The sequence below is a fragment of the Amycolatopsis sp. w19 genome, from assembly GCF_051373225.1.
GTDB lineage: Bacteria > Actinomycetota > Actinomycetes > Mycobacteriales > Pseudonocardiaceae > Amycolatopsis > Amycolatopsis japonica.
In genome coordinates this window covers 68,105-91,760 of record NZ_JBPQFM010000002.1, presented here as the reverse complement: position 1 = coordinate 91,760, position 23,656 = coordinate 68,105, and the positions used below count along the sequence as shown (strand labels likewise).

The 23,656-nt window shown below is 69.1% G+C and carries 23 protein-coding genes; 12 read left to right on the top strand and 11 right to left on the bottom strand.

Annotated elements, in window-relative coordinates; all coding sequences use genetic code 11:
- Window positions 1-115 precede the first annotated feature (115 nt).
- Both ACSMFO_RS04985 and ACSMFO_RS04980 read left to right on the top strand, forming a co-directional pair.
- Window positions 116-1,255, top strand: a complete 1,140-nt coding sequence (locus ACSMFO_RS04985; protein WP_436457138.1) for a sensor histidine kinase — start codon at window positions 116-118, stop codon at window positions 1,253-1,255.
- A complete protein-coding gene (locus ACSMFO_RS04980) occupies window positions 1,252-1,908 on the top strand; it encodes a response regulator (RefSeq protein ID WP_436457137.1) in 657 nt (218 codons plus the stop codon). The genes ACSMFO_RS04985 and ACSMFO_RS04980 overlap by 4 nt, the downstream gene beginning before the upstream one ends.
- A gap of 21 nt (window positions 1,909-1,929) precedes the next feature.
- On the opposite strand, the gene ACSMFO_RS04975 is transcribed toward ACSMFO_RS04980, so the two are convergent.
- The 4 genes from ACSMFO_RS04975 to ACSMFO_RS04960 are packed head-to-tail and all read right to left on the bottom strand — an operon-like array spanning window position 1,930 to window position 6,732.
- Window positions 1,930-2,934, bottom strand: coding sequence for an aldo/keto reductase (locus tag ACSMFO_RS04975; RefSeq protein ID WP_436457136.1), 1,005 nt, complete (start codon window positions 2,932-2,934; stop codon window positions 1,930-1,932).
- On the bottom strand, window positions 2,931-4,529 hold the full coding sequence (cmdF, locus tag ACSMFO_RS04970) for a tyrosine 2,3-aminomutase (RefSeq protein ID WP_436457135.1): 1,599 nt from the start codon (window positions 4,527-4,529) through the stop codon (window positions 2,931-2,933). Before cmdF ends, ACSMFO_RS04975 begins: the two co-directional genes overlap by 4 nt.
- Window positions 4,526-5,965, bottom strand: coding sequence for an MFS transporter (locus ACSMFO_RS04965; RefSeq protein WP_436457134.1), 1,440 nt, complete (start codon window positions 5,963-5,965; stop codon window positions 4,526-4,528). Before ACSMFO_RS04965 ends, cmdF begins: the two co-directional genes overlap by 4 nt.
- A gap of 41 nt (window positions 5,966-6,006) precedes the next feature.
- Entirely contained in the window at window positions 6,007-6,732 is a 726-nt protein-coding gene (locus ACSMFO_RS04960) for an SDR family NAD(P)-dependent oxidoreductase (protein WP_436457133.1), read from the bottom strand.
- Between the two features lie 94 nt (window positions 6,733-6,826).
- Here ACSMFO_RS04960 and ACSMFO_RS04955 point away from each other — a divergent pair, with 94 nt between their 5' ends.
- Window positions 6,827-7,390: a MarR family winged helix-turn-helix transcriptional regulator gene (locus tag ACSMFO_RS04955; protein WP_436457132.1), complete on the top strand. Its 564-nt coding sequence runs from the start codon at window positions 6,827-6,829 to the stop codon at window positions 7,388-7,390.
- A gap of 150 nt (window positions 7,391-7,540) precedes the next feature.
- On the top strand, window positions 7,541-7,729 hold the full coding sequence (locus ACSMFO_RS04950) for a hypothetical protein (protein ID WP_436457131.1): 189 nt from the start codon (window positions 7,541-7,543) through the stop codon (window positions 7,727-7,729).
- A gap of 255 nt (window positions 7,730-7,984) precedes the next feature.
- On the opposite strand, the gene ACSMFO_RS04945 is transcribed toward ACSMFO_RS04950, so the two are convergent.
- The 7 genes from ACSMFO_RS04945 to ACSMFO_RS04915 are packed head-to-tail and all read right to left on the bottom strand — an operon-like array spanning window position 7,985 to window position 15,415.
- Window positions 7,985-9,184, bottom strand: coding sequence for a 3-deoxy-7-phosphoheptulonate synthase (locus tag ACSMFO_RS04945; RefSeq protein ID WP_436457130.1), 1,200 nt, complete (start codon window positions 9,182-9,184; stop codon window positions 7,985-7,987).
- Between the two features lie 27 nt (window positions 9,185-9,211).
- The gene (locus ACSMFO_RS04940; protein ID WP_436457129.1) at window positions 9,212-10,621 is read right to left on the bottom strand and encodes an amidase family protein; all 1,410 of its coding nucleotides are present in this window, start codon (window positions 10,619-10,621) and stop codon (window positions 9,212-9,214) included.
- A complete protein-coding gene (locus ACSMFO_RS04935; protein ID WP_436457128.1) occupies window positions 10,621-11,634 on the bottom strand; it encodes a hypothetical protein in 1,014 nt (337 codons plus the stop codon). Before ACSMFO_RS04935 ends, ACSMFO_RS04940 begins: the two co-directional genes overlap by 1 nt.
- Complete coding sequence (locus ACSMFO_RS04930) at window positions 11,631-11,933, bottom strand: acyl carrier protein (RefSeq protein ID WP_038514950.1); 303 nt, start codon at window positions 11,931-11,933, stop codon at window positions 11,631-11,633. Before ACSMFO_RS04930 ends, ACSMFO_RS04935 begins: the two co-directional genes overlap by 4 nt.
- A complete protein-coding gene (locus tag ACSMFO_RS04925; protein WP_038514948.1) occupies window positions 11,930-12,337 on the bottom strand; it encodes a hypothetical protein in 408 nt (135 codons plus the stop codon). The genes ACSMFO_RS04930 and ACSMFO_RS04925 overlap by 4 nt, the downstream gene beginning before the upstream one ends.
- Before the next feature lie 28 nt (window positions 12,338-12,365).
- Entirely contained in the window at window positions 12,366-14,102 is a 1,737-nt protein-coding gene (locus ACSMFO_RS04920; RefSeq protein ID WP_436457127.1) for a prenyltransferase/squalene oxidase repeat-containing protein, read from the bottom strand.
- Window positions 14,099-15,415 (bottom strand): phenylacetate--CoA ligase family protein, encoded by a 1,317-nt coding sequence (locus ACSMFO_RS04915; RefSeq protein WP_436457126.1) that lies wholly within the window; start codon window positions 15,413-15,415, stop codon window positions 14,099-14,101. The genes ACSMFO_RS04920 and ACSMFO_RS04915 overlap by 4 nt, the downstream gene beginning before the upstream one ends.
- Window positions 15,416-15,806: 391 nt before the next feature.
- Here ACSMFO_RS04915 and asnB point away from each other — a divergent pair, with 391 nt between their 5' ends.
- From asnB to ACSMFO_RS04875, 8 genes are read left to right on the top strand one after another with little or no spacing between them, the layout of a single operon-like run.
- Window positions 15,807-17,636, top strand: a complete 1,830-nt coding sequence (gene asnB, locus ACSMFO_RS04910) for an asparagine synthase (glutamine-hydrolyzing) (RefSeq protein WP_436457125.1) — start codon at window positions 15,807-15,809, stop codon at window positions 17,634-17,636.
- Between the two features lie 20 nt (window positions 17,637-17,656).
- Window positions 17,657-18,721 (top strand): ornithine cyclodeaminase, encoded by a 1,065-nt coding sequence (locus tag ACSMFO_RS04905; RefSeq protein ID WP_436457124.1) that lies wholly within the window; start codon window positions 17,657-17,659, stop codon window positions 18,719-18,721.
- 37 nt (window positions 18,722-18,758) lie between these two features.
- Window positions 18,759-19,769, top strand: coding sequence for an iron-containing redox enzyme family protein (locus ACSMFO_RS04900; protein WP_436457123.1), 1,011 nt, complete (start codon window positions 18,759-18,761; stop codon window positions 19,767-19,769).
- The gene (locus tag ACSMFO_RS04895; protein ID WP_436457122.1) at window positions 19,769-20,026 is read left to right on the top strand and encodes a CDGSH iron-sulfur domain-containing protein; all 258 of its coding nucleotides are present in this window, start codon (window positions 19,769-19,771) and stop codon (window positions 20,024-20,026) included. Before ACSMFO_RS04900 ends, ACSMFO_RS04895 begins: the two co-directional genes overlap by 1 nt.
- 33 nt (window positions 20,027-20,059) lie before the next feature.
- Window positions 20,060-21,070 carry a pyridoxal-phosphate dependent enzyme gene (locus ACSMFO_RS04890; protein WP_436457121.1) on the top strand — a complete coding sequence of 337 codons (1,011 nt, stop codon included), beginning with the start codon at window positions 20,060-20,062 and terminating at the stop codon, window positions 21,068-21,070.
- Window positions 21,071-21,084: 14 nt separating this feature from the next.
- The gene (locus ACSMFO_RS04885) at window positions 21,085-22,008 is read left to right on the top strand and encodes an ornithine carbamoyltransferase (protein ID WP_436457120.1); all 924 of its coding nucleotides are present in this window, start codon (window positions 21,085-21,087) and stop codon (window positions 22,006-22,008) included.
- A gap of 33 nt (window positions 22,009-22,041) precedes the next feature.
- The gene (locus ACSMFO_RS04880; protein ID WP_436457119.1) at window positions 22,042-22,662 is read left to right on the top strand and encodes a LysE family translocator; all 621 of its coding nucleotides are present in this window, start codon (window positions 22,042-22,044) and stop codon (window positions 22,660-22,662) included.
- Window positions 22,663-22,666: 4 nt separating this feature from the next.
- Entirely contained in the window at window positions 22,667-22,966 is a 300-nt protein-coding gene (locus ACSMFO_RS04875) for a hypothetical protein (protein WP_143202308.1), read from the top strand.
- Window positions 22,967-23,656: the final 690 nt, after the last annotated feature.

Here is a 23,656-nt window from a genome sequence, read left to right as displayed (position 1 = left end):
AGCCGGGCGGCGGGCACATCGTCGTCGAAGCCGGACCCGCCCCGGCCGTGGGGAGGAGCGGCGTCTCGTTCTTTCGGTCGGTCCCTGACGCCTCGGCGGTCCCTAGGCTGAGTGCGTGACCACCAACGCCCTGCGCTCGCTGTGGGCCGAGCCGCGCGCCACCGACGCTCCCGAACGGGTTTCGCGCGACTGGGTGCTGGTCGCGGCGTTGATGGCGACGGCGCTGCTCGAAGGAGTCCTCCGGGACGACCTCGCCTGGCGGCCGTTCGCGACGATCGTGGCGGTCGGACTCGCGCCGGTGCTGCTGTGGCGGCGTAGCCACCCGTTGATCTGTGTCGTGGTGGCCTTCGGCGCCGCGATGGCGTTGGGGCTGGCGAGCCTGCTGGGCGAGGCCACGAGCCTGGGCCTCGACACGATGATCTACGTCCTGGTGTTCGTCTACGCGCTGGTCCGCTGGGGCTCCGGGCGCGAGATCGTGATCGGGCTGGCGGTGGTGGCGGTCGCCGCGGGAATCGGCATGGTCCCCGACCACATCGGGCCGACCGAGATCTTCGGCGGGTTCGCCATCCTCGCGGCCGCGGCGGCGGGTGGTGCGGCGTTCCGCTACCGCGCCGACAGCCGGCGCCGGGAGCTGGACCAGATCCGCGGCCAGGAGCGGGTCGGTCTCGCGCGCGAGTTGCACGACATCGTCGCCCACCACGTCTCGGCGATCGCCGTGCAGGCGCAGGCGGGCCGGGCGATGGCAGGCCGGCGACCGGAGGCGGCACTCGAGGTGCTGGCGGCGATCGAAGGGGAAGCGTCGCGGACGCTCACGGAGATGCGGGCGATGGTCCGCGTGCTGCGCGATGCACCGGCGGGGTACGCCCCTCAGCCCGGCGTTGCCGACCTGACGTCCCTCGCCAGAAGCGCCCCGGCCCCGGTCGTCGACGTGGAGTTGCCGGAGGACCTGGACGAACTTCCGCCCCAGATCGACGCGGCGGTCTACCGGCTGGCGCAGGAGGCGCTGACCAACGCCCTGCGGCATGCCCGCGACGCCTCGCGGGTGGAGATCCGGGTCGTGGACGGCGCGGGAACGCTGCGACTACGCGTGACCGACGACGGACGGATCGACCCGGCGCGGCCGGTGAACCACGGCTTCGGGCTGCTGGGGATGACCGAGCGCGTGCAGCTGCTCGGCGGCACGCTGCGCGCCGGGCCCGCGCCCGAGGGCGGGTGGACGGTCGACGCCGAACTGCCGACTAAAGTACGCCGATGACGGTGCGCGTGCTGGTGGCCGATGACCAGGATCTGGTGCGCACCGGCCTGTCGATGATCCTTGAAGCGCAGCCCGGCATCGAGGTCGTCGGCCAGGCCGCCGACGGCCACGCCGCCGTCGAGCTGGCGCGTCGGCTCCGCCCCGACGTGTGCCTGGTCGACATCCAGATGCCCGGCCTCGACGGCATCGAGGTGACCAAGCTCCTCGCCGGGAGGGGCGTCCCGGACCCGATCGCGGTGGTCGTGATCACGACGTTCGACCTCGACGAGTACGTCCACGGCGCGCTCCGGGCCGGCGCCCGGGGCTTTCTGCTCAAGGACGCCGGGACGGAGCTGCTCGTCCAGGCCGTCCATGCCGCCGCCGTCGGCGATGCCCTGATCGCACCGAACATCACCCGGCGGCTGCTGGCCACGCTCGCCGGCAGGGAACCGTCGAGCCGGCGGACCCAGCCGATCGAGCCGCTCACCGAACGCGAGGAGGAGGTGCTGACGCTGGTCGCCCGCGGCCGCACTAACGCGGAGATCGCCGTCGAGCTGTTCATCGGCTTGACGACCGCCAAGACCCACGTCGCCAGCCTGCTGACCAAACTCGGCGCCCGGAACAGGGTCGAGATCGCGATGTGGGCGTACGACACCGGCCGGGTGGGGGACTGAACCGAACCCGACGAGCCGGCGTCAGAGCCCGTTCATGTACATGGCGTCTTCCGGGTACCGCTGGCCTTTTGTGATGCCGGCCGGCACCGCCGCGTCGAGCAATGCCATGTCCTCGGGACCGAGCCCCAGAGACACGGCCCGGAGGTTCTCCTCGAGCGTCCACCGTCGCTTGGTACCCGGTATCGGCACGACGTCGTCACCTTTGGCCAGCAGCCACGCCAGGCACACCTGCGCGGGGCTCGCGCCGACCCGGGCGGCGACGGCGCAGACCTCGTCGACGGCGACGGAATTCGCGCGGAAGTTCTCACCCTGGAAACGAGGATCCCGCCGGCGGTAGTCGTCGGCGGCGTACTCCTCCGCGGGTTTGGCGTTTCCGGTCAGGAAACCGCGGCCCAGCGGGGAATAGGCGACCAGGCCGATACCCAGTTCGCGCAGGAGAGGCAGGATCTCGGCCTCGATGTGGCGTTCCCACAAGGCGTATTCGGTCTGCAGGGCGGTCACCGGGGTGACCGCGTGCGCGCGGCGGATCGTGGCCGTCCCGGCTTCGGACAGGCCGAAGTACCGGACCTTGCCGGAGGCGATCAGCCCGCCGACGCCGTCGGCCACGTCCTCGATCGGGACCGTGGGGTCGACCCGGTGCTGCGACAACAGGTCGATGCGGTCGGTGCGCAGCCGGACGAGCATCGCGTCGACGGTCCGGCGGATGTGGCCGGGCCTGCTGTTCAACCTGCCACGGGTGCCGTCCGGGGCGTACTCCCAGCCGAACTTCGTGGAGATGAACGCTTCGTCGCGCCGTCCGCGCAAGGCGTCGCCGAGCAGTGCTTCGTTGTCGAAGGGGCCATAAACCTCGGCGGTGTCGAAGAAGGTGCAGCCGAGGTCGAGTGCCCGGTGGACGGTGGCGATCGATTCGGCGTCGTCCGCGTCACCGTAGGCCCGGCTCATCCCGAAGCAGCCGAGGCCGAGCGCGGACACGGGGGGACCGCCGTTCCCCAGGACACGCGTGGGCAGGGCATCGTCGTATGTCACCGTAGTTTCGCTCCCTGGCCGACGACCGCGTCGAGGAAGTCGCCACGCGAGAGCGCGGCGGCGAGCGCGCCGATGTCGTCGCTCAGATACCGGTCCCGGTTCAGGGCCGGGACGGTCGCCCGTACCCGGTCGTGGGTGATCCGGCCGAGCGGACCGAGCCGCCGGTACCGGCCCGACACGTCCACGGCCTGCGCCGCGGCGAGCAGTTCCACCGCCAGGATCCAGTTGTTGTTCGCCAGTACCCGGCGGGCGTTCCTGGCCCCGATCAGGCCCATGCTGACGACGTCCTGGTTGTCGGCGTTGGCGGGCACACTCTGGATGCTGGCGGGGCCGATCGTCCGGTTCTCGGCGACCAGCGCGCTCGCCGGATACTGGGCGCCGGCGAGCCCGCTGTTCAGACCGGGATCGCTCGAGATGAGGAACTCCGGCAGGCCGTCGTTGAGATGCCGGTTCAGCAGCCGATGCGTCCGGCGTTCGGAGAACACGCCGAGCTGGGTGAGCGCGATGGTGCAGTAGTCCATCGCGAAGGCGATCGGCTGACCGTGGAAGTTCGCGCCGTGGAAGATCTCTTCCTCGTCGGCGTCACCGGATTCGCCGAAGAACAAGGGATTGTCGTTGGCGGAGTTGAGTTCGATCTCCAGTGTTGCTTCGGCCTGCCGGAGGGTGTCGCGCACGGCGCCGAGCACCTGCGGCACCGCACGCAGGGTGTACGCCTTCTGCAGGTAGACCTCGCCGTCGCCGTCGCGGGCCTGCCGTGAAAGTTCGGCGTGACCGACGGCGAGCCCGCTGCCGTCCAGCAGCAGGCGCAGGTTCGCCGCGGTGTCGATCTGACCGCGGTGGGGCCGGGCCCGCTCGTGCCCGGCGGCGAGGAACGGGCTCGTCGAACCGCGCAGGACCTCCAGGACCAGCGCGGAGATGATCTCGGCCTGCCGCACCTGGTCCAGCGCGCGGCCGACCACCAGGGCGCCGAGCCCGGTCATCGCCGACGTGCCGTTGATCAGCGCGAGCCCTTCCTTGGCCCGCAGTTCGAGCGGAACGAGCCCGTGCCGCTCGAGGACCGGTCCGGTCCGTGTCCGTTCGCCGTCTTCGAGGACGTGACCCTCGCCGAGCAGGGTGACGGCGACGTGCGAGAGCGGCGCGAGGTCCCCGCTGGCGCCCAGCGACCCGATCTCCGGCACGGCCGGGGTGATGTTCAGGTTCAGGTACGCCGCCAGCCGGTCGAGGACGGCGGGGCGCACCGCCGAGTGGCCCTTGGCGAGCGCGTTGAGCCTGGCCGCGATCATCGCCCGGACCTCGTCCTCGGCGAACAGCGGGCCGACACCGGCACTGTGGCTGCGGACGAGGTTCGTCTGCAGGGCCACCTCGTCGCCGGCGCCGACCGGATGGTGCACCAGTTCGCCGTACCCGGTGGTGACGCCGTAGACGGGGACGCCGCGGCTTACCAGCTCCTCGAACGACTTCCGGTTCCTCGCGACGGCGTCCAGCGAGGACGGGGCCACCGTGCACGGCGCCCCGTCCTCGGCGATCCGCCGGACACCGGCGAGGTCCAGGCTCTCGCCGTCGAGTTCCACCGGCCGGTGTTCCCTGTCCTTCACAGCCCGGCTCCCGCCTGTGTCGCCGTTCCCGATCGGCCGAGCACCCAGCTCATTACCGCCGTCGCCACGGCGAGCGCCGCGAGCACCCCGCAGGTGACGACGAACGCGTCACCGAAGTCGCTCGCGGGGATCGACGCCGTGTCCTGCGGATTGCGCCCCAGCGCGGCGCGGTAGACCGTGCCGATCCCCGCGATCCCGACGGCCATCGCGGCCTGGGTGACGGTGTTCAGCACGCCCGACCCCGCCCCGGTCAGATCGGCGGGCACCTGGGCCATGGCGATGCCGACCAGCGGCGAGACCACCAGTCCCTGCCCGATCCCGGACAGCCCGATGGTGGCCGCGAGCGCGACTGCCTGGGTGCCGGTTCCCGCCTGCACGATGAACGGCATCGGCAGGAAGCTCGCGAACATCAGCAGCGCGCCGGTGATCAGCACCCGGGTGCCGTAGCGCTCGGCCAGCCGTCGTCCGGCCACCGAAGCCACCGCGAATCCGACGCCCAGCGGCACGAACACCACCCCGGTGGCCAGCGGGTCCAGGTGCAGCGCGGACTGGAGGTAGTAGGTCAGCACCAGGAAGTAGCCCGCGTTGCCGGCGAAGAACACCGTCACCGTCGCCATGCTGGCCGGGAATCCGCGCCCGCGCAGGACCCGGGCAGGCAACAGGGGATCCCCGCCGCGTGCGGCGAGCCTGTTCTCGTACCGGAACAGGCCCGCCGTCAGCAGCGCCGCGGCGGCGAAGCAGCCCCAGATCCACGGCGGCCAGCCGTGTTCCGGGCCGAGCGACAACGGGATCAGCAGGATCGGCAGCACGGACGCGGTGAGCACCGTGCCCACCATGTCCAGCGGTGCGGTGACCTCGCTCCGGCTCTCCCTGACCGTCGACGGCGCGGCCAGCAGGATGAGCAACCCGATCGGGACGTTGATCAGGAAGATCGTCCGCCATTCCAGCCCGGCGACGTCCACGTTCAGGAGCAGCCCGCCGCCGATCAGCCCGGCGACGACCCCGAGCCCGATCACCGAGCCGTACGCGCCGATCGCGCGCTGCCGGTCCCGCGGCCGGGCGAAGGTGCCCTGGATGATCGACAGCACCTGCGGCATCAGGACGGCCGCCGCGGCGCCCTGCACGACCCGCGCCACGATCAGCAGATTCGCCGTGGGACACAGCGCGCACAGCAACGAGGCGACGGTGAACGCCGCCACCCCGTACTGGAACACCTTCTTGCGGCCGAACCGGTCGCCGAGTTTGCCGCCGGTCACCATGCCCGCCGCGTAGGCGATCACGTAGCCGTCGATGACGAACTGGATCTGGCCGAAGCTTGCGCCCAGATCCGCTTGGATCGGCGGGCTGGCCACGTTCACGATGAACATGTCGATCTGGCCCATGAACGTGGCCAGCAGCACCACCCCGATCCCCGCCCAGTCACGTGGACCGGGCACGGTCGAGGGTGATGTTTCCGCGACGGCAACCATTCTCGTCCTTACCTGGTCGGGTGGGCGCCGCCGTTGACACCGAAGGTCTGCCCGGTGATGTGCCGGGCGCCGGCGGAAGCGAGGAAGTACACCGTTTCGGCGATGTCGGCGGGAATCCCGGCGCGGCCGGTGCTGGTCGCGCCGATCAGCTGCTCGGCCCGCTCGGCGGGGAGCTTGTCCCGGAAGAACTCGGTCTCGCGGATGTAGCCCGGCGAAACCACGTTCGCGGTGATCTTGCGTGCCCCGAGCTGCTTGGCCAGGTCGACGTTCCATGACGCGAGTCCCGCCTTGGCCGCGCCGTACGATCCGGCGCCCTGGTCCGCGGCGATGGATCCGATGTGGATCACCGATCCGCCTTCGGCCAGCTTGTCCCGGGCAGCGGTGGTGGTCAGCACCGCGCTGATCAGGTTGGCGTCCAGGTTGGCCCGCCAGTGCGCGAGGACCCCGGCGAGCCCGTCCTGCTCGGGGAGGTCGAAGTCGGTGTTGCCGCCGGCGTTGTTGACCAGTACGTCGATCGGCCCGTCCAGCGAGTCCAGCGCGGCGGTCACCTGTTCGGGATCGGTGGCGTCGCAGGCGAGCGGCCGGACCGACGAGCCGAGGTCGGCCGCCGCCGAGACCAGTACGTCCTTGCGGCGGCCGGTGATGTGTACGACGGCGTCGGACGCCGCGAATCTCGCCGCCACGGCCCTGCCGATGCCGGTGCCCCCGCCGGTGACCAGGATCGTCCGGGTCATCTAGCCTCCTTCGTGTTCGCCGGTCCTAACTCACGTTTAGGCCTAAATGATAGGCTGTGCGTCGTGCAGCCGACAACCGCGGTGGAGGTCTGGGATGAGTGCAACGTCCGAAAAGGACCCCACGCCGGACGCCGCGGACGAGATCGAGGCGGCATGGCAGCGCGAACGGCCCGGCACGTCGACCGAGTCCATCGGCATCGTGACCCGGGTGTGGCAGCTGGCGAAGCTGTTCGGTGAGGACCGGCGCCGCGTCCTGCTGGATTCCGACGTCGATTCGGCCACGCTGGACCTGCTCAGCATGCTCCGGCGCAGCTCACCGCCGTACTCGCTGACGACCAGGGAACTGGCGAAGCTGACCCTGGTCACCGCGGGGGCGATCTCGCAGCGGGTGGCCCGCGCGGAACGCGAGGGGCTGGTCGAGCGGCACACCGAACCGCGCGGCCGCAGCGTGTACGTGACCCTGACCCCGGCCGGGCACGCCCTGGTGGAGCAGACGGTCGATCGCGTGCTGGAGCGGGAACTCGAACTGATCTCCGGGCTGAGCGATGAGCAGCGCGCCCAGCTCTCCTCACTGCTCCGGGTGCTCCTCGGCGAGGTCCAGGGCCGCTGCAACGATCACGGTGTTTCGCATGTCGGTGATGTCGGTTCGGTGCTCTGAACCCCGCCGGGCTGGGCGCGGGCCCTTGAACCGGTGGCGCCGCAGGTCGCCGGAATTCCTCCGCGCGGAGATCGCCGGGGCCGGACGTTTCTCCCGGCGGGTGAGCATGTGCTGCGGGCGCTTCCAGCAGCCGTTGCGCGACGTGCGGTGTTGATCGTCGGGCAGGACCCGTACCCGGCGCCCGGTCACGCGGGCGGGCTGAGCTCGCGGCCGTTCAGCCGGGCGAATCAGCTGCTGGCGGATCAGGGCGCCGGTCCGGTGGAGTGGAAGCTGCCCTTCACGCGCATGCGTGACAGCAGTGACCGCTGTGACTTCTGGCTTGAGGCGGTCGTTTCCTAGGTACATGAAGGCCCCCTTCCTGTACCTAGGCGCAAGGAAGGGGGCCTTCATGTACTCGGGAAGGTGTGAAGGTCGAGTTTTCTCGGCTTAGCCGAGGGAAGGGGTCCTTCACGCGCGGCGGCTGTGACTGGTGGTGCTACTGAGGCGCGAGGGAATGATCCCGTTCCGTGAAGGCCTCCTTGAGGGACCCAGAGTCCCTCAAGGAGGCCTTCACGGACAGTGAGGCCGCGAACGACCCTGCCCACCGGACGCGGATCAGAGCGACCGGGTGAAATGCCGGACGACCCGCTGCGCCTGATCCGGGTTCAGCCGGGGGTCGCAGGCCGACTCGTACCTGTCCAGGTCGAGGGCGCCGGACAGTTCCGTCACCGTGTCCACGCATTCGGTCACCGGATCGGGGCTCACCTCGAGGTGGAGTCCGCCCGGGTGGACGCGGTGCTCCCGCAGGATCCGGCAGAACCGGGTGATCTCTGCCTGGATCTCGGTCACCACCCGGGTCTTCTGGCCCGCCGTGGTCTTCTTGGTGTTGCCGTGCATGGGATCGCACAGCCAGGTCACCTGCCCGGCACGCGTGCCGGGCGCCGCCACCAGCGCGGGCAGCCGGTCCGCGATCTTCTCCGCGCCCATACGGATGATGAGGCTCAGCCTGCCCCGGCGATGTCCGGTGGCCAGCCGGTCGACGATGGCGATCACCTCTTCCGGCGTCGCGTTCGGGCCGATCTTCACGCCGACGGGATTGGTGATCCGTTCGGCGAACGCGAGATGCGCGTGGTCGAGCTGCCGGGTGCGCTCACCGATCCACACCATGTGGGCCGAAGACGCGTAGTCGCCGCCTCGGGCCGGATCCGGGCGGAGCAGCGCGTGTTCGAAGTCCAGAAGGAGGGCTTCGTGGCTGATGTAGGTCGGCGCCAGCAACGAACCGATCCCGCTGCCACCCTCGAGAAGCAGCAGTTGCCGCATGAACAACGCGTCCAGGCCGCTCGCCGCGAGATCGTAGGCGGTCAGCATCCGCGCCGGATCGGCCCGCCTGGCCGCGGCCGTGGGGGTCACGCCGTTCACCGCGTCGCCGCGGTAGACCGGGATTTCCGTGCCGTCCGGCAGGACTTCCGTCGCGCAGGAACGGGGTTTGGCGAACTGCCCGGCGAACCGGCCGATGCGGACGGTCGGGACCCCGGCGGTTTCGGCGGTTTCACAGAGATGGTGCAACTGGGAGGCCTTGGCCTGGACCCGGTGCCGCGCCGAATCGGAGAACAGTTCCGCGCAGTCGCCTGCCTGGATCACCACGGCTTCCCCGCGGGCGACGAACTCGAGTTCACCCGCCAGGGCGTAACAGGAATGCGCGTCGACGAGCGGAGGTCTGGTGCGCAAGGCGTTCCGCACGGCGGAGAGCTCCTCCGGTGCGGACCAGTCGGGTTGGTGGGCGGCGGCGATTTCCAGCATTGTCCGGGGGATCATCGCGGTCTCCAGGTGGGGTGGTGGTGATCACGCGGGGCGAAGCTCCGGCGGTTTCAGCCGGAGCTGTACCCGCCGGGCCAGGTCGATCAACCGTTCTTCACTACCGGGCGGCCCGACGATCTGCACCCCGAGCGGCGCGCGGTTCACCCGGCTGAGCCGGGCGGGCACGGCGATGGCGGGCAGTCCGGCGAAACTGGCGATCGGGGTGTACCCGATGCGCCGGTCGTAGTCGGCTTCTCCCGGGGCCGGGATGGTGGTGGCAGCCGGGCTTCCGGTCCGCAGATCGGGCGGGGGAGAGGGATCCAGCGGCAGCAGCCAGGCGTGCATGTCGTCCCCGAAGCGGGTGGCGTTCGCCTGACGGCACGCGTGCATCGCGTCGAGGATCTCCGTGTACTCGGCGTCGGTCACCCGTGCGCCGACCTCCAGCGCCTGTTCGGTACTCCGGTGCACCGGCACGGTGATCCAGTGCCGCCACTGCCGGTAGCCGTCCCACGCCTGCCGGGCGCAGAGCTGCCAGGCGTCGCCGCGGCGTCGCCAGAGATCGTCCCCCACCCGGAGGTCGGTCAGCTCGTGGCCGTCGTCGGACAGCGCTGCGCTGACCAGGTCCAGCGTCTCCAGCATCTCGGGATCGCACGAGCCGTCCCGGACGTCGGTGGGCACGCCGATGCGGTATCGGGCGGGAACCGGTTGCCCGGCTTGGCCGAGCAGGGCGCGCAGCCCGAGGCGCTGCCACAGGAACGCGAGGTCCTCGGCCGTGCGCGCCACCCAGCCGACCGCGTCCATCGGTGGTGACAAAGGGAAAATACCGTGCAGCAGCCCGGGATCGTGCGTCATCCGCAAGCCGACGGTGCCGCAGTGCCCGGCGGGCCAGCGCACCGAACCGAGGACGTCCGTGCCCATCGCGAGATCGCAGAGACCGGCCGCGACGGAGACCCCCGAACCCGTGCTCGAGCCGGCAGGGTCGATGTGCGGGAAGTAAGGGTTCACGCAGCCCGAGCCGACGCCGATGTTCAGCTCCGTGCTCACGACCTTGCCGATCACCTGCTCCTCGGCGCCGTCGAGCCGGGAAAGCGCCCTCGCCGAAGCCACCGGATGGTGCCGGTAGTGCCGCAGGCCCAAGGAAGTCGGCAGACCGGCGACGTCGATGGTGTCCTTGACGCCGATCCGGATCAGCGGTGTACCCGATCCCGGGCCGCGTCGTGAGGTGACCGCGCGGTAGCGGGCGTCGGCCACGGAATGCCAGGTTTCGTTCTGCTCCGCCCATTTCCGGTCGTCCCACTCGCCCCGGTCGTGCAGGTCGCATCGTTCGGCGAGCGGGAGTTCGAGCAGATCGGGCAGCTCCGGGCGATCGTCCGGATAGGCGATTCCCGCGTTTTCGGCGTAGCTGCTCAGCGACGTGGCGGGATCGGACGGGCGCGGACGGGGGGCCGCGGCCATCAGCTCGCTCCTTCCAGCGCCGGCCTGGGTTCCTGCTGGGTGAGCGCGTACAGGGCGGTGACCGCGATCTTCCCGGTCGCGGTCCGGGGGATGCGCCGGACCTGGTGCACCGCTCGCGGCGGGGTGACGTCGTGCATGACTTTCCGCAACCGGGCGGAGATCTCCCGGTGGGAGAGGTCCTGATCGAAGCTGTAGAACAGTTCGTAGTGCTCGGCGCGGACGGGATCGTGCACGGGCAGGCAGGCCACGTCCAGACCGTCGACCGAGTTCCGCAGCGCGGTCGCGAGTTCCTCCAGGTTGACCCGCTCGCCGTTCACCTTGATCAGCGCGGAAGCCCGCCCGTGGAACTCGAAGGACCGGTCGTCGCGGTGGATCACGTCGGGCAGCTGCCACGTGTCCGGCCGGGTCGCCATGTCGCTGCGGCGGGCCAGCCGCGGGCTGCGGATGTTGAGCCACTGGCCCGGACCCGCGCTCGGATCGGCGAACTCGACGTCGGGCAGGAGCCGCCACCGTCCCGTCCCGGTGCCCGGCGGTGTGATCTCCCGGTGCGCGATCCCACCGGTTTCGGTGGACCCGAACAGTTCGAACGCGCGGAAACCGGTGCCGGACAACGCGGCGAGCACCTCACCGGTGGCCTGCACCGTCGGCCCGGTCCCGTGCAGCGCGACCGCCGAGGGGAGTGCCTTGAGCCTGCCGAGCAGATGACGCAGCACCAGCCAGCTCGACGGCAGGCAGACGAACAGTGTCCGTTTCTCCTCCACCTCGGGCGGCAAACCGGTGGGCGCGTGGGTGAGGTGATGCACGGGAACGCCGCGAAGCTCCGGCAGGACCTGGGCGAACAACCGGCCGAACAGGTGCTCCACCGGCGCGAAGCTGACGATCTGCTCGATCTCGCCGACGAGTTCGTCCGCGATGAGCCCGGCCTCGGCCCGGAGCTGGTCCGGGGTGCGCAGCCAAACGGCGGGTGAACCCGTGTGCCCGGACGTGCGGAACTCGATTTCCGGTGCCGTCATCGAGACCCTCCGAAAACGGCCCGGTCTTCCAGCTGGGAGTGGACGAATTCGGCGATGCGGTCCAGTTGCGCGAAGGTGTAGCGCACGTCGTGCTCGACGAAGTCGACTTCGATGCCGAACTCCTTTTCCATCGCGGTCACGCATTCCATCGCGCCGAGACTGTCGTAGCGGTCGCCGAGTGTTTCCGGGAGCGGCGTGTCGGCGGGAAGGTCGTCGATCTCCGGGCCGAACAAGCCGGCCAGCACGGTCCGGGTCCGGCGCTGGAGCGAGTCGAGGGTGGGGACGGAGGATAAGGTCATCGGTTTCCCCTCAGTGTGGCGTCCGCGCGACGAAGTCGTCCCTGGGCGCCGAAGTACACGGATTCCTTGGGTGTCGGCCGGAATTCCAGGTAGAGGAACGGAGTTCCGGCGGTCATTCCGAGCGAGTCGGCGAGCACGGTGGCGAGTTCTTCGTAGAAGGCTTCGTCCCGTCCGACGGACACACAGCAGACGACACTGGCGTGGTGCAACCCTTCGTCTTCGTGTGGCAGGGCTTCGACCGGGAGGCCGCCGACGAACACCGTGCCCTCCTCGGTCCGTTCGAACCGCACGACCACATGCTTGCGGTCGCTGTCGTGGTCGCCGAACCACCGGGTCAGCCGGACGGCGATGGCCCGTCGTTCGGTAGTGGACAGCGCGGTCGTGCGAATGGTGATGGTGGGCATGATTTCCCCAGGATGGAAGGGTTTTCCTTCAGGACAGGGTGAGCGCGGGCAGGTCCGCGCGGCGTCCCTCGATCCGTTCGCGGAGCAGTGAGCCGAGGCAGTCGGCCAGCGCGCCGCCGCCGGTCGGCGCGAGCGGGGTCCACCCGATGCCCTCCGGCCGGACGAGCCGGTCGAGGAAGACGGTCAGCCGGGCGAAATCCACGAAGATTCCCTGCCGGTCCGCGGTCACCACGGCTTCGTAGGTGCTCAGCAGGTCCGGCATGCGCGAACCGACGTTGGCGAACCCGCCACTGGACACCCGGTGGCGTTCGAGCAGGGCGGCCAGCTCGCCGGCCGTGTCCTGGCCCAGTTCTTCCCGGATCCGCAACGCCTGCAGCCCGGCCCTGAGCGTGGGAGGCGCCCCCGGGACGTGCCGATGGCCCTGTTCGTCACGGCAGCCCAGGACGAACTCCGCCAGGCGCGTGGTGTCCAGCACCTCGGAGACCGGAATCCCGAGCAGCCGCAACGCTTCCACCGCCGCCGCGGTGGAGACCAGATCCGATCCCCGGCCTTCCCAGTAGCCGAAGCCACCGTCCGGGTTCTGCAGATCCGCCAGCCAGTCCGCGATTCCGGCCGGCGCGGTGGGGTCGGCGTCGGCCGCCCCCGCGGCGAGCGCCCACAGGGTGCACCGCACTTCGCTGCCCCGGGCGGGCATGTACATGACCCCGCCCTCGTTCGGCAGACGGCATCCGGCGAGCCAGGTGCGCCACTGCTCCTGCCGCGGGTCGTCGGCCGCCGTCGTCAAAGCGGTCGCCGCGGTGCTCAGCGCGTCCCCGGCCTGATCGGGTTCGCGGTAGGTGAAACCGCCGGCGGGGCAGGAGAGCTCGTGCAGCCTGCGCAGCACGGGCCCGGCGTGCGGGCCGGTGTCCGCGCCCAGCGACCGCACCGAGCCGATCGCGCAGAACGAAGCCCAGACGTCGGCCACGTCGTAACCGGCCCAGCGGACGAACGCGCCGTCGGCCGTGCGGCGGTCCAGCACCCAGTCGAGGCAAGACTGTTTCTCCGCCGGGGCCGCGCCCAGCGCATCCAGCGCGGCCGTCGCCCGATAGGTGGCCCACAGGCACGGGATGTCCGCCGACGGACCGAACCGGAAACCGCCTTCGGCCTGTTGCTGATCCCGCAACCAGCGCACGAGCGCGGGACCGTCCCAGGGAAGCGCCAGCTCCGGGTCCACGGTCCGCAGCGCCCGCCAGGACATCACCCCGTAGAAGCAGGCGCGGACGTCGGAATCAGCGGCACCGGCGTGCTCCGGCGACCAGCCGAGGCCACCGTCCGGCGCCTGCAAGGCGCGAAGCCAGCTCACCAGCCGATCGAGGTCCGGCGGGGCGTCCCCGCACAGTTCGACCACGCTGCGCACCGAGAAGTGCGTGGCCCAGACGTCGGGCGCCTGGCCGGGCAGCATCGCGTACGCGTCACCTGACCAGGTCTCGCGCAGCCAGCCCCGCGTCGCGTCGAGCTCGGGGATCTCGGCGCCGAGTTCGGCCATCGCCTGGGTGCAGTAGAACGTCGCCCACGCGTCGGAGGCCATGCCTTTGCTCCAGGCGTACCCGCCATCGGTGTTGCGCCGGCTGCTCAGGTAGCCGATCGTGGCCGCGCGACCGGGCAGATCGCCGGTCCGGTCCAGCCATGCGGCCGCGCGAACCGCGGCGTAGGTGCACCACAGGTCGGCTTCACCGGTGGTGACGGCGATCCCCTTCGGCGCGTGGGGAGCGAGGCGCGCGGTCATCCGCGCGCTCCCACTACACGGAAGTTGGAGCGCTTCCAGCTCTTTTGAGACGCGCCGCTCTTGGTGCTCGCGGGCAGCTGGTTGACGAAGAGCACCTCGTCCCATTCCAGGCCGAGCACCTCCCGGGACGAATGCTGGAGGCGGTCGGCCATCGTGGCTTCCCCGGCCCGGTCCCAGTGCACGTCCCGTTCCAGGATCAAGCGGGCGAACGCGCCGGGGGCGTCGGTCTCCATCAGATAGCCGGTCGCCTCGGTCTCGCCGTAGACCACCTCTTCGACCGCGCGCACGGTGAGCTTCGCACCGCGCACGGCCACGGCGTCGGAACCGCGTCCGACCACTTCGATCACCGGGGCGCGGTCACCGCAGTCGCACTGGGCGCCCAAGCGCACGTCGTCTCCGGTGTCCAGGCGCAGCACGCACCGGGCATGCAGGTTGAGCGGGGTGACCACGAGCCGTCCGGCGCCGGATTCCGGCAGCGGGCGGACCGTACCGTCGTCGTCGGCGAGTTCGAAGTAGTTGGTGGCGGTCAGCAGGTGCAGGCGGTCCCTGGCGCAGCCGGCGGCCAGGGTGCCGGTCTCCGTGCTGCCGTAACTCGCGTCCAGCGCGGAGGCGTCCCACCACCGCCCGAGGCGGGCCCGGAACGGCGCGGTGCTGACTTCGCCGAGCAGCATCATCCGATTCACGTCGGCGCTCAGTTCCGCCAATAGCCCGCGTTGTTTGACCAGTCTGCTGAACTGCAATGCCACTCCGGGCGCGGCGAAAACGGTGGTCGGCCGGAAGGAGCGGCACAGCCCGATCAGCCGGTCCCAGTCGGAGATCCCGGTGGCGAACGGATAGGCCCGTGTGTGGGGGCGCCCGAGGTACTCGCAGACACCGACGATAAGGTCCGCCACGGGAACGATGTCCGACGGCAGCATAATCAATACGCGTTCATTATCCGGCAACAGATCGCGCCAGGCTTCGGCCACCGAAACGGTGTTCCAGATTATGTCCTCCGCCAGTCGGGGAGTCGGCGTCGGCAGTCCGGTGGTCCCGGTCGTTTCATAATATTTTGCCGCCGCGTCGATAGGCGCTGCCAGGAATTCATAAGGGGTTTTCTTGAGGCGATGCTTACTGGTGGTGCCGAGCTTCTCGAATCGGGCAAAGGAGTACTCCGGGAGGCCGGCGTAGGTGTCGGTCCGTCCGGCCCGCTGCCACGTCTCGGATAGTTTTCGCAGGTAGAAGCCTTTGTCGGGCAGGCTCCGCTGCTGGTCGCGGATCTCGTCGCCTGCGTGCTGCACCAGGCGCAACCGATCGCTGCTGTTGATGATCAAGGACAATTCCTCCCCAGGAAATGAACTCAGTCGATGATCCCCTTGTGTCCCCATGGCGATTAGAGCGCCGACGAAGTTTAGCACTAAACGCCAACTTCACGCAAGTTGTCCGGCGAGACAAAGCGACCTTTGTCTCCATCGCCGGCGACGTCACTCTGGTGGCGGTACGGGCCCTGTTGGGCGCTGAGTACAGTCCTCGACCAGATGAATTACCGGCAGTTGTCGTCGTGCGTTCGTCTGCACTATATCGCCGACATGGTCGGTCAAACACCCTCTTTCGTCCACCCCGTCGCGCCGAGCCAATAGCACGTGTCGCCAGGGTGAACGACTCGTCGTGGCAGCGTACGAGGGAATCGAGCAGACCCAGCATGCCTCTAAGACAGGGAGCGTCATGTGCGGAATCGCCGGCTGGATCGATCTCAGCCGTCCCAACGAGTGGAAAGAAGCGGATCTCGAACGCATGACCCGCACGCTGGCCCGCCGCGGGCCGGATGACGAACGGCTGTGGTCGGACCGGTATGTGGGACTCGGGCACCGCAGGCTGGCCATCCTCGACGTGCGCCGCGGTGTGCAGCCGATGGTCGCGGGTGCGCCCGAGGATCCGCACGCCGTGCTCTGCTACAGCGGTGAGGTCTACAACTTCCGTGAACTGAGGGTGGAACTGGCCTCACGCGGCCACGTCTTCCGCACCCACGGCGACACCGAGGTGGTGCTCAACGCCTATCTGGAATGGGGCGAGAGCTTCGTCGAAAGCCTCAACGGGATGTTCGCCTTCGCGCTGTGGGATCCGCGCGTGCGGAGGCTGCTCCTGGTCCGCGACCGGCTGGGCGTCAAACCCCTCTACTACGCCCGGTCCGGCGACGCCGTGTTGTTCGGGTCCGAACCGAAGGCGGTACTCGCCCATCCGGAGTTCACCGCCCGGCTCGATCACCAGGGGCTCGCCGATCTGCTGGGCCTGGTCAAGACCCCCGGCGTGACGCCGTTCCACGACCTCTACGAGGTGCCGCCGGGGCACGTCCTCACCGTCGACGGCAACGGCAGCAGGCTGTCCCGGTACTGGAAACTGCCGACCGCTCCGCACGAGCAGGACATCCCGGACACGGCCGCCCACGTCCGCGAGCTGCTCATCGACATCGTGCGCAGGCAGTTGATCACCGACGTTCCGCTGTGCACCCTGCTCTCCGGTGGCCTGGATTCGAGCGCGCTGACCGCCATCGCCACGGCCGTCCTCGACGAGGCGGGCGAAGGACCGGTCCGGTCGTTCTCGGTCGACTTCGTCGACAGCGCCGAACACTTCCGCGCCAGTGCCTTCCGGCCGGAACGGGACAATCCGTACGCCCTCCAGGTCGCCGAACATCTCGGGACGGCACATCGGACCATCGAGCTGCCGGACGAAGCCCTCACCCAGGACGGGAACCGGGACGCGGTACTCGGTGCGCACGACCTCCCGCTCACCTTCGGCGACGTCGACACCTCGCTGTACCTGCTCTTCTCGGCCATCCGCGAGCAGTCGACCGTCGCGCTGTCCGGTGAGTCCGCGGACGAGGTGTTCGGCGGCTACAACTGGTTCCACGATCCCGAGGTCGTCGCCACGGCGGACTTTCCCTGGCTCAGCACCATGCAGTTCGTCCCCGAGCACATGCTGACCACCGAGTTCCGCGAGCACACGCGGTTCGGCGAGTACCGGGCCGACCGCTACCGGCAGGCGATCGGCGAGGTCGAGTACCTGCCGGGAGAAGACGCCGAAGACCGGCGAATGCGCGAATTCGGTCATCTGCACCTCACGCGCTGGTTGCCGGTGCTGCTGGATCGCAAGGACCGGCTCAGCATGGCCGCCGGACTCGAAGTGCGGGTGCCCTTCTGCGATCACCGCCTGGTCGAGTACGTGCACAACATCCCGTGGAAGATCAAGACCTACGACGGCAGGGAAAAGGGCGTGCTCCGCGGTGCGGCGGCCGGTCTGCTGCCCGATTCGGTCCTCGGCAGGAAAAAGAGCCCATATCCGACCACCGCCGACACCCGGTACGAACAGGATCTGCGACGGCGCGTCGGCACCCTCCTCGCGGAGAACCGTTCGCCGGCGCTGGACATCGTCGACGCGGGCGCGCTGCGCGAGTTGCTGAGCAGGCCGGACGGCTACTTCGACACCCAGCTCCGGCGCAACCCGCTGGAGACCGTGCTGAGCCTCGCCCAGTGGTACCGGGAGCTGTGGAACTCGTGACCAGATCGTCGGGAGGAAAGATGGAAAACCTGTGGCTCGCCGACGTCCTCGCGAGGCCCGCCCCGGAATCGGTGCGGTTCCTCAGCCGGGCCGACGTCGTCGAGTGCCTGGCGGGGATCGACGTCGTGGCCGCGGTCAAGGACGCGCTGGTGAGTCATCACCTCGGCCGGACGATCCTGCCGAGCGAGGCGTACCTGTCCTGGACCAACCGGCACGGCGCCTACAGCCGCTCGATCGGCATGCCGGGGGCGGTGCTCGAGAACGGCGCCGAGGGCGCCTACGGCATGAAGATCATCAACGCCAGCGTGTCGAATCCGGAGTTCGGCCTGGAAAGGGCCGGTGGGCTCGGACTCTGCTTCGACCCGCGGACCGCAAGGGTCACCGCGGTGATGGAGGTCGGCGTGCTCAGCGCAGTGCGGACGGCCGCCGTCACCGCGATCGCCGTCGAAGCCGCCGGATACCGGGCGACGCGCTCGCTGGCCGTCGTCGGGTGCGGGACTCAGGCGCGGGTGCATCTCGCCCTGCTCCTCACGCGATGCCCGGAGCTGAGCCGGATCACCCTGTGCGACGTGCGGGGGCCGGTGGCGGAAAGTCTCGCCGCCGAACTCGCCGCACGGCATCCGGGAGTCTCGTTCTCCGTCGCGGCCACACCGGCCGAGGCGATGGCCGCCGCGGAAACGACGTTGTTCCTGACCACCGTCGCCGAGGGGTACGTCCAGCCGGACTGGGTGCGGCCCGGGTCGCTACTGGTCAACGTCTCGCTCGGCGATCTGACCGACGAAGTCCTGACCGGCGCGTCCGCCTTGTTCGTGGACGACGTCCAGCTGATCGTCGAAAACCCCCGGCGTCCCTTGGGCCGTCTGGTCAATGAGGGGCGAATCGCGGCGAAGGTGCGGGAAGACCGGCCCTCGATCACCGCGACGCTCGGCGAACTGCTCGCCGGCGACACCGTCGCGGAGCGGCCGGACACCGGCTACGTCGTCGTGAACCCGTTCGGGCTCGGCATTCTCGATGTGGCGCTGTTCGGCGCGGTCCTGCGCCGGGCGAGCGGCGCGGACATCGGGCAGGCGCTGGAGCTCGTGTGATCCGGAAGTTCCACCGCCATCGATTCAGGGAGTTCAGGTGCGGTTGCCCAACCATCGCGGTCCGGTGAGCGAAATCCTCGTCCGTGTCTTCCAGCGTCCTCCGGAGGACGGCGACGAATCAATCCTGGGAGCCATTTCGGCGACCTATGTGGACGCCATTTCCGACGAGGACCTGCAGCTGAGTTTGTTCTTGTGCTACGGCCCCCAGTACTGCCTTTTCGGCGAAGCGGCGCAGACCTGGGAATGGGATACCTCGCTGGTCGAGTTGCGCAAGCGGCTCGAAGCCCGCTTCGCCCGTGAACTGCGGGAAACCGCCGGTCCGCTTCCGGTGGTGGACGTGGACAAGCTCCCCGGGTTCTTGATGGAACTCGGGAAACCGAGCCCGGGGCGGTCTCTTTCGCGGTATCTCAAGCAGGACGCCACGATGGAGCAGTTCCAAGAGTTCCTCATGTACCGGTCCGTCTACAGTCTCATGGAGGCGGACCACCACAGCCTCGTCATCCCGCGGGTGCGCGGCGGTGGTAAACCCGCCCTGGTGGAAATCCAGGCCGACGAGTACGGCGGCGGAATTCCGGGTCGCCTGCATTCCCAGTTGTTCGAGCTGACCCTCGCCGAGCTCGGCATGCGCACCGAATTCGGCGCGTATTTCGAGGATGTTCCGGCTTGTTCGCTCGCGAACGTCAACGTGATATCCTATTTCGGAACCTATGGTCGTCACCGTGGAGCGCTGCTCGGAAACCTCGCGATGACGGAAATCGGCTCCCACTACGTGAATCGCAATTTCCGGAACGGTCTGCAGCGGTTGAACGGGTCGGACGACTCGTGGTTGTTCTTCCAGGAGCACATCGTGGCCGACGCCGTCCACGAGCAGCTCGCCGCCTACGACATGTGCGGCAAGTTCGTGCGGGACAACCCGCGTGAACTGTCCGACCTGGTCTTCGGCGCCGTGGTGACGGCCGAACTGGGCGCACGGGCCAACGAGTACCTGCTGTCCTCCTGGGAACGGGGGGAGTCCTCTCTCCGTGTCGTGGCATCGGCGGCCGGTTGATGGGCGCCCGGGAACCGGACCGGAACGGGGCCGCGGTGCAGAAGCCCACTCCGGCCACGGTCGTGGTGTGCGAGGACGGGCCGGTCATCATCCGCGGCGACTACGACCTGCGCAGTCAGACCGACGAGGCGATAGATCCGCAGCGAAAGACCATCGCGCTCTGCCGTTGCGGGCGTTCACTGCAGAAGCCGTTCTGCGACGGCAGCCATATCTGGGCTAGGGGCGTGACCCATGGAGATCGGTCGAACCGGACGTGACCAGTGAGCTGGTGCAAGGGGGAGGGGAAGACGTTGCCGAGTGAACTGCACGGCCCGGTGCCGGGGCGGACCCCGATGCTGAACGCCGTGACGAGATATCGCGGCAGAACGACGAATCTCTGGCTGAAACTGGAACAGGAGAACCCGTTCGGGTCCATCAAGGACAGAGTGGCGTACTCCCTGCTCTCCTCGATCTTCGAATCGGGGATGCTCTGCGGCGGGATCATCGAGTCGACGTCCGGGAATCTCGGTGTCGCGTTGGCCAGGTACTCCCAGATCTGCGGGGTGGAGTTCACCGCGGTCGTCGACCCGCGGACGTCGCGCAAGCTCGTGCGGCAGATGCGGAGCGCGGACGCGAAGATCGTGGAAGTGACGGATCCCGACGAGACGGGCGGCTACCTGCTTTCCCGGCTGGCCTACATCCGTGACCGGATGGCGGTCGAAGACCTGCTCGTGTGGCCGAACCAGTACGAGAACCCGGCCAATCCCCGCGCGCATTCCGAGGGGACCGCTCCGGAGATCGCTTCCGCGGTCCCGCACGGAGAACTCGATGTCTTCCTCGGCGTGTCGACCGGGGGGACGGTGCGCGGGTTCACCGACTACGTCGAGCACAACAGCCTGCCCTGGCGTTGCGTCGCGGTGGACGAGGTGGGCTCGGTGGCGCTCGGCGGCCCGCCGGCGTCCCGCAGCCTCAACGGGATCGGCGCGAGCCGCACCTCGTCGTTCGTCGACGGGCGGGATTGCCTGAACGTGAAGGTGACCGCGGCCGAGGCGGTGGCCGCGTGCGACTGGGTCGCGAACGAACTGGGCGTCCGGGTCGGCGGCAGTTCGGGCGCCGCGGTCGCCGGTGCCCTGCGGTGGATCGGCGAGGGTCTCGGCGCCGAGCATGTGGTCGTCGTCTGTCCCGACGGCGGCGATCGTTACGAGGACACGATCTATTCGCCGGGCTGGCGCCGCGCGAAGGAACTCACGTCGAGGGCGGAGTGGGAATTCCCCGAGGTGCGCTCGACGCGGGTCGTTGACAATTCGCTGGTCTTGATCTGACGGGGGTGCACAGCATGGTCGGTTTTCTTTCTCTCGATGACGTCGACACCGAGGACCTGCACGGAATCGTCGAGCGCTCCGCCGGCGTGCTCGACCGGCCGGAACCGTTGGCACAACGGCTTTCCGGCAAGGTTCTCGGCGTCTACTTCGCCAAGACCTCGACGCGCACGCGGACAGCGTTCACCACGGCCGCGTTACGGCTCGGGGCCTCGGTCATCCCTTACGGCCCCAACGATCTCCAGCTCAACACCGGCGAGTCCCTGCACGACACCGGCCGGATGTTCGGCGCGATGCTCGACGGTCTGGTGATGCGCACCGCGGGCCCGCTGGAGGACATGCGACTGGTCGCTCATAGCAGCGGTTTGCCGGTCGTGAACGCGATGGCGGCGCAGGAACATCCGACTCAAGGCGTCTGCGACGCGGCGTCGATGCTTCGGCACTTCGGCCAGGTGGACGGCCTGTCGGTGCTGTATGTCGGCGAAGGGAACAACACGGCCGTGGCGCTGGGAAAGATCTTGAGCACCTATCGTGGCGTCACAGTGGTTTTCGCCACGCCGAAGGGTTACGGGCTCGACGCCGCGCTGCTCGGTTCGTTGCAGGAAAAGGGCGCGGCCTCGGGATCCCGTTTCCTCGAGACCCACGACCTCGACGCCGTCGACATCACCGCCGACGTCGTCTACACGACTCGGTGGCAGACCACGGGGACGGCCAAGCCGAGCGCGGACTGGCGGGAGGACTTCCGTCCGTTCCACGTGGACGACGAAGTCATGGCCCGGTGGCCGAACGCGGTGTTCATGCACGACCTGCCCGCGCACCGCGGTGACGAGGTCAAGGGCTCGGTGCTCGACGGGGACCGATCGATCGCCTGGGAACAGGCGCGGATGAAGTACGGCAGCGCGGTCGCGATCCTGCAGTGGATCTACCGCGACGCTCGATGAACTACTCGTGAGTGAACAACGCGGGGGGACCGCTTGACGACAGCTACTTTGCTCGCTTTCACCGCCGCGGCCGCGGTCATCGTCATCGTGCCGGGGCCGGATCAGGCGTTGCTGCTCCAGACGAGTGCCGCCGCGGGACGTCCGGCGGCGGTGCGCACCGCCGGCGGCGTCCTGCTCGGCATCGTCCTGTGGGGCGTCGCTTCGGTCGCCGGGCTGGCCGCGCTGCTGGCCAACGGCAGCGTGGCCTTCCGGATCGTGACCGTGATCGGTGCGGCCTACCTGATCTGGCTCGGCATCACGGCCTTGCGGTCCGCGGTGACGGCGGCCGCGTCCGAGCCGAAACACGAAGATCGCGGGAGTACGGGCTTCTTCCTGCGCGGGCTGCTCATGAACTGCCTGAACCCGAAGATCGGCCTGTTCTACCTGTCGATTCTTCCGCAGTTCCTCCCGGGCTCGGCCGCGTCGGCACTGGGCGCGGAACTCGTGCTCTTCGCCATCTACGTCACGGTGAGCGCCCTGTGGTTGTTCGGGTTCGCCTTCGCGGCCGGCAGTCTCCACCCGTTCCTGAACCGGCCGCGGGTCAAGCGATCGTTGGATTCGGTGGTGGGCGTGATCTTGCTGGGACTCGGAGTCATGGCCTTGGTGGGAGTGTGACGGTGTGGCCGTACGACAAGAAGAATCGGCACTGTGGCAAGAGCAGTTCGTCGGAACCCGCAGCGAGGTGGGGCGTGCCGTCGACGCAGTCGAACGGGCCCGGGGCGTGTTGCGGATGTCCGGTGATCCACTGATGGCCGCGGTCGACAGCGCCCTCACCTGTGCCGTGTCGCTGATCGAACTCCGGCGGCACGGAACGGAATGCGACATCGACACGCTTCACAACGCGCTGGACGCTGCCCGCGCACTGGTGGGCGAAGTGACCTTCGCCGTGCGGGACAGCTATCCGGGGTCCGGTTCTTGACGACCGGATTCCTCTGAGGCGTGATGGCCCTTCCCTCCGGAAGGGCCATCACGCGTCCGTCGCAGGTCGATCCGGGCCGTAACCGATCTCGCTACACCGGCTGGCGAATATGCGGGGCCGCCGTCTGGCTCTGTCCCTGCGCACGGTTCCGCAGTGTCCCGAGACCCGCCCACGCCGCGTTGGTCGGTGAGGAAGACTTCCTTGCCGCCTAGCAGATTCGCTCAGCAAGGGCCGCCGGAGTTAAGCTCTCGCGGGTTTGGTGCGGTATGGGGCGGATGGAACTCGCACTGGCGCACGACCGGCCCGGCGAGAAGACCAGCTGATCGACCGCATCGCCGCGCGCTTTCGGCGACCTGGTCGACCACGACGTTTTCCTGCCTTCTCGCCCTGCGATGTCCGCGAGCGCCCAGTAGAGGGATTAGTAGCGCACCAGCTTGGTCAGCGTCGAGACCCCAGGCACCAACGTGTCAAACGTGCCCTTCACCGATGACTCGACCCGAAAGAGGGAAGCGGCCGCCGCCCAGGTCCAGGCCTGGCTCGCACCACGCGGGACCCGCGACCTCGGCATGTGCCGCTGCGGTCATCGGGCGGTACGTCGGAACAATCCGCCCTGGATTATGAACATTCCGTAGGCTTTCGCCACGGTTTCGTTTCACAGGCGCGCGGCTGCCCGTTTCTAGCTGACCATCG

Coding starts and splice junctions, on each gene's coding strand:
- ACSMFO_RS04980 (WP_436457137.1), top strand. CDS start 1,252: ATGACGGTGCGCGTGCTGGTGGCCGATGACCAGGATCTGGTGCGCACC.
- ACSMFO_RS04925 (WP_038514948.1), bottom strand. CDS start 12,337: ATGCCCACCATCACCATTCGCACGACCGCGCTGTCCACTACCGAACGA.
- ACSMFO_RS04960 (WP_436457133.1), bottom strand. CDS start 6,732: ATGACCCGGACGATCCTGGTCACCGGCGGGGGCACCGGCATCGGCAGG.
- ACSMFO_RS04940 (WP_436457129.1), bottom strand. CDS start 10,621: ATGGCCGCGGCCCCCCGTCCGCGCCCGTCCGATCCCGCCACGTCGCTG.
- ACSMFO_RS04930 (WP_038514950.1), bottom strand. CDS start 11,933: ATGACCTTATCCTCCGTCCCCACCCTCGACTCGCTCCAGCGCCGGACC.
- ACSMFO_RS04935 (WP_436457128.1), bottom strand. CDS start 11,634: ATGACGGCACCGGAAATCGAGTTCCGCACGTCCGGGCACACGGGTTCA.
- ACSMFO_RS04955 (WP_436457132.1), top strand. CDS start 6,827: ATGAGTGCAACGTCCGAAAAGGACCCCACGCCGGACGCCGCGGACGAG.
- ACSMFO_RS04905 (WP_436457124.1), top strand. CDS start 17,657: ATGGAAAACCTGTGGCTCGCCGACGTCCTCGCGAGGCCCGCCCCGGAA.
- ACSMFO_RS04885 (WP_436457120.1), top strand. CDS start 21,085: ATGGTCGGTTTTCTTTCTCTCGATGACGTCGACACCGAGGACCTGCAC.
- ACSMFO_RS04920 (WP_436457127.1), bottom strand. CDS start 14,102: ATGACCGCGCGCCTCGCTCCCCACGCGCCGAAGGGGATCGCCGTCACC.
- ACSMFO_RS04945 (WP_436457130.1), bottom strand. CDS start 9,184: ATGATCCCCCGGACAATGCTGGAAATCGCCGCCGCCCACCAACCCGAC.
- asnB (WP_436457125.1), top strand. CDS start 15,807: ATGTGCGGAATCGCCGGCTGGATCGATCTCAGCCGTCCCAACGAGTGG.
- ACSMFO_RS04895 (WP_436457122.1), top strand. CDS start 19,769: ATGGGCGCCCGGGAACCGGACCGGAACGGGGCCGCGGTGCAGAAGCCC.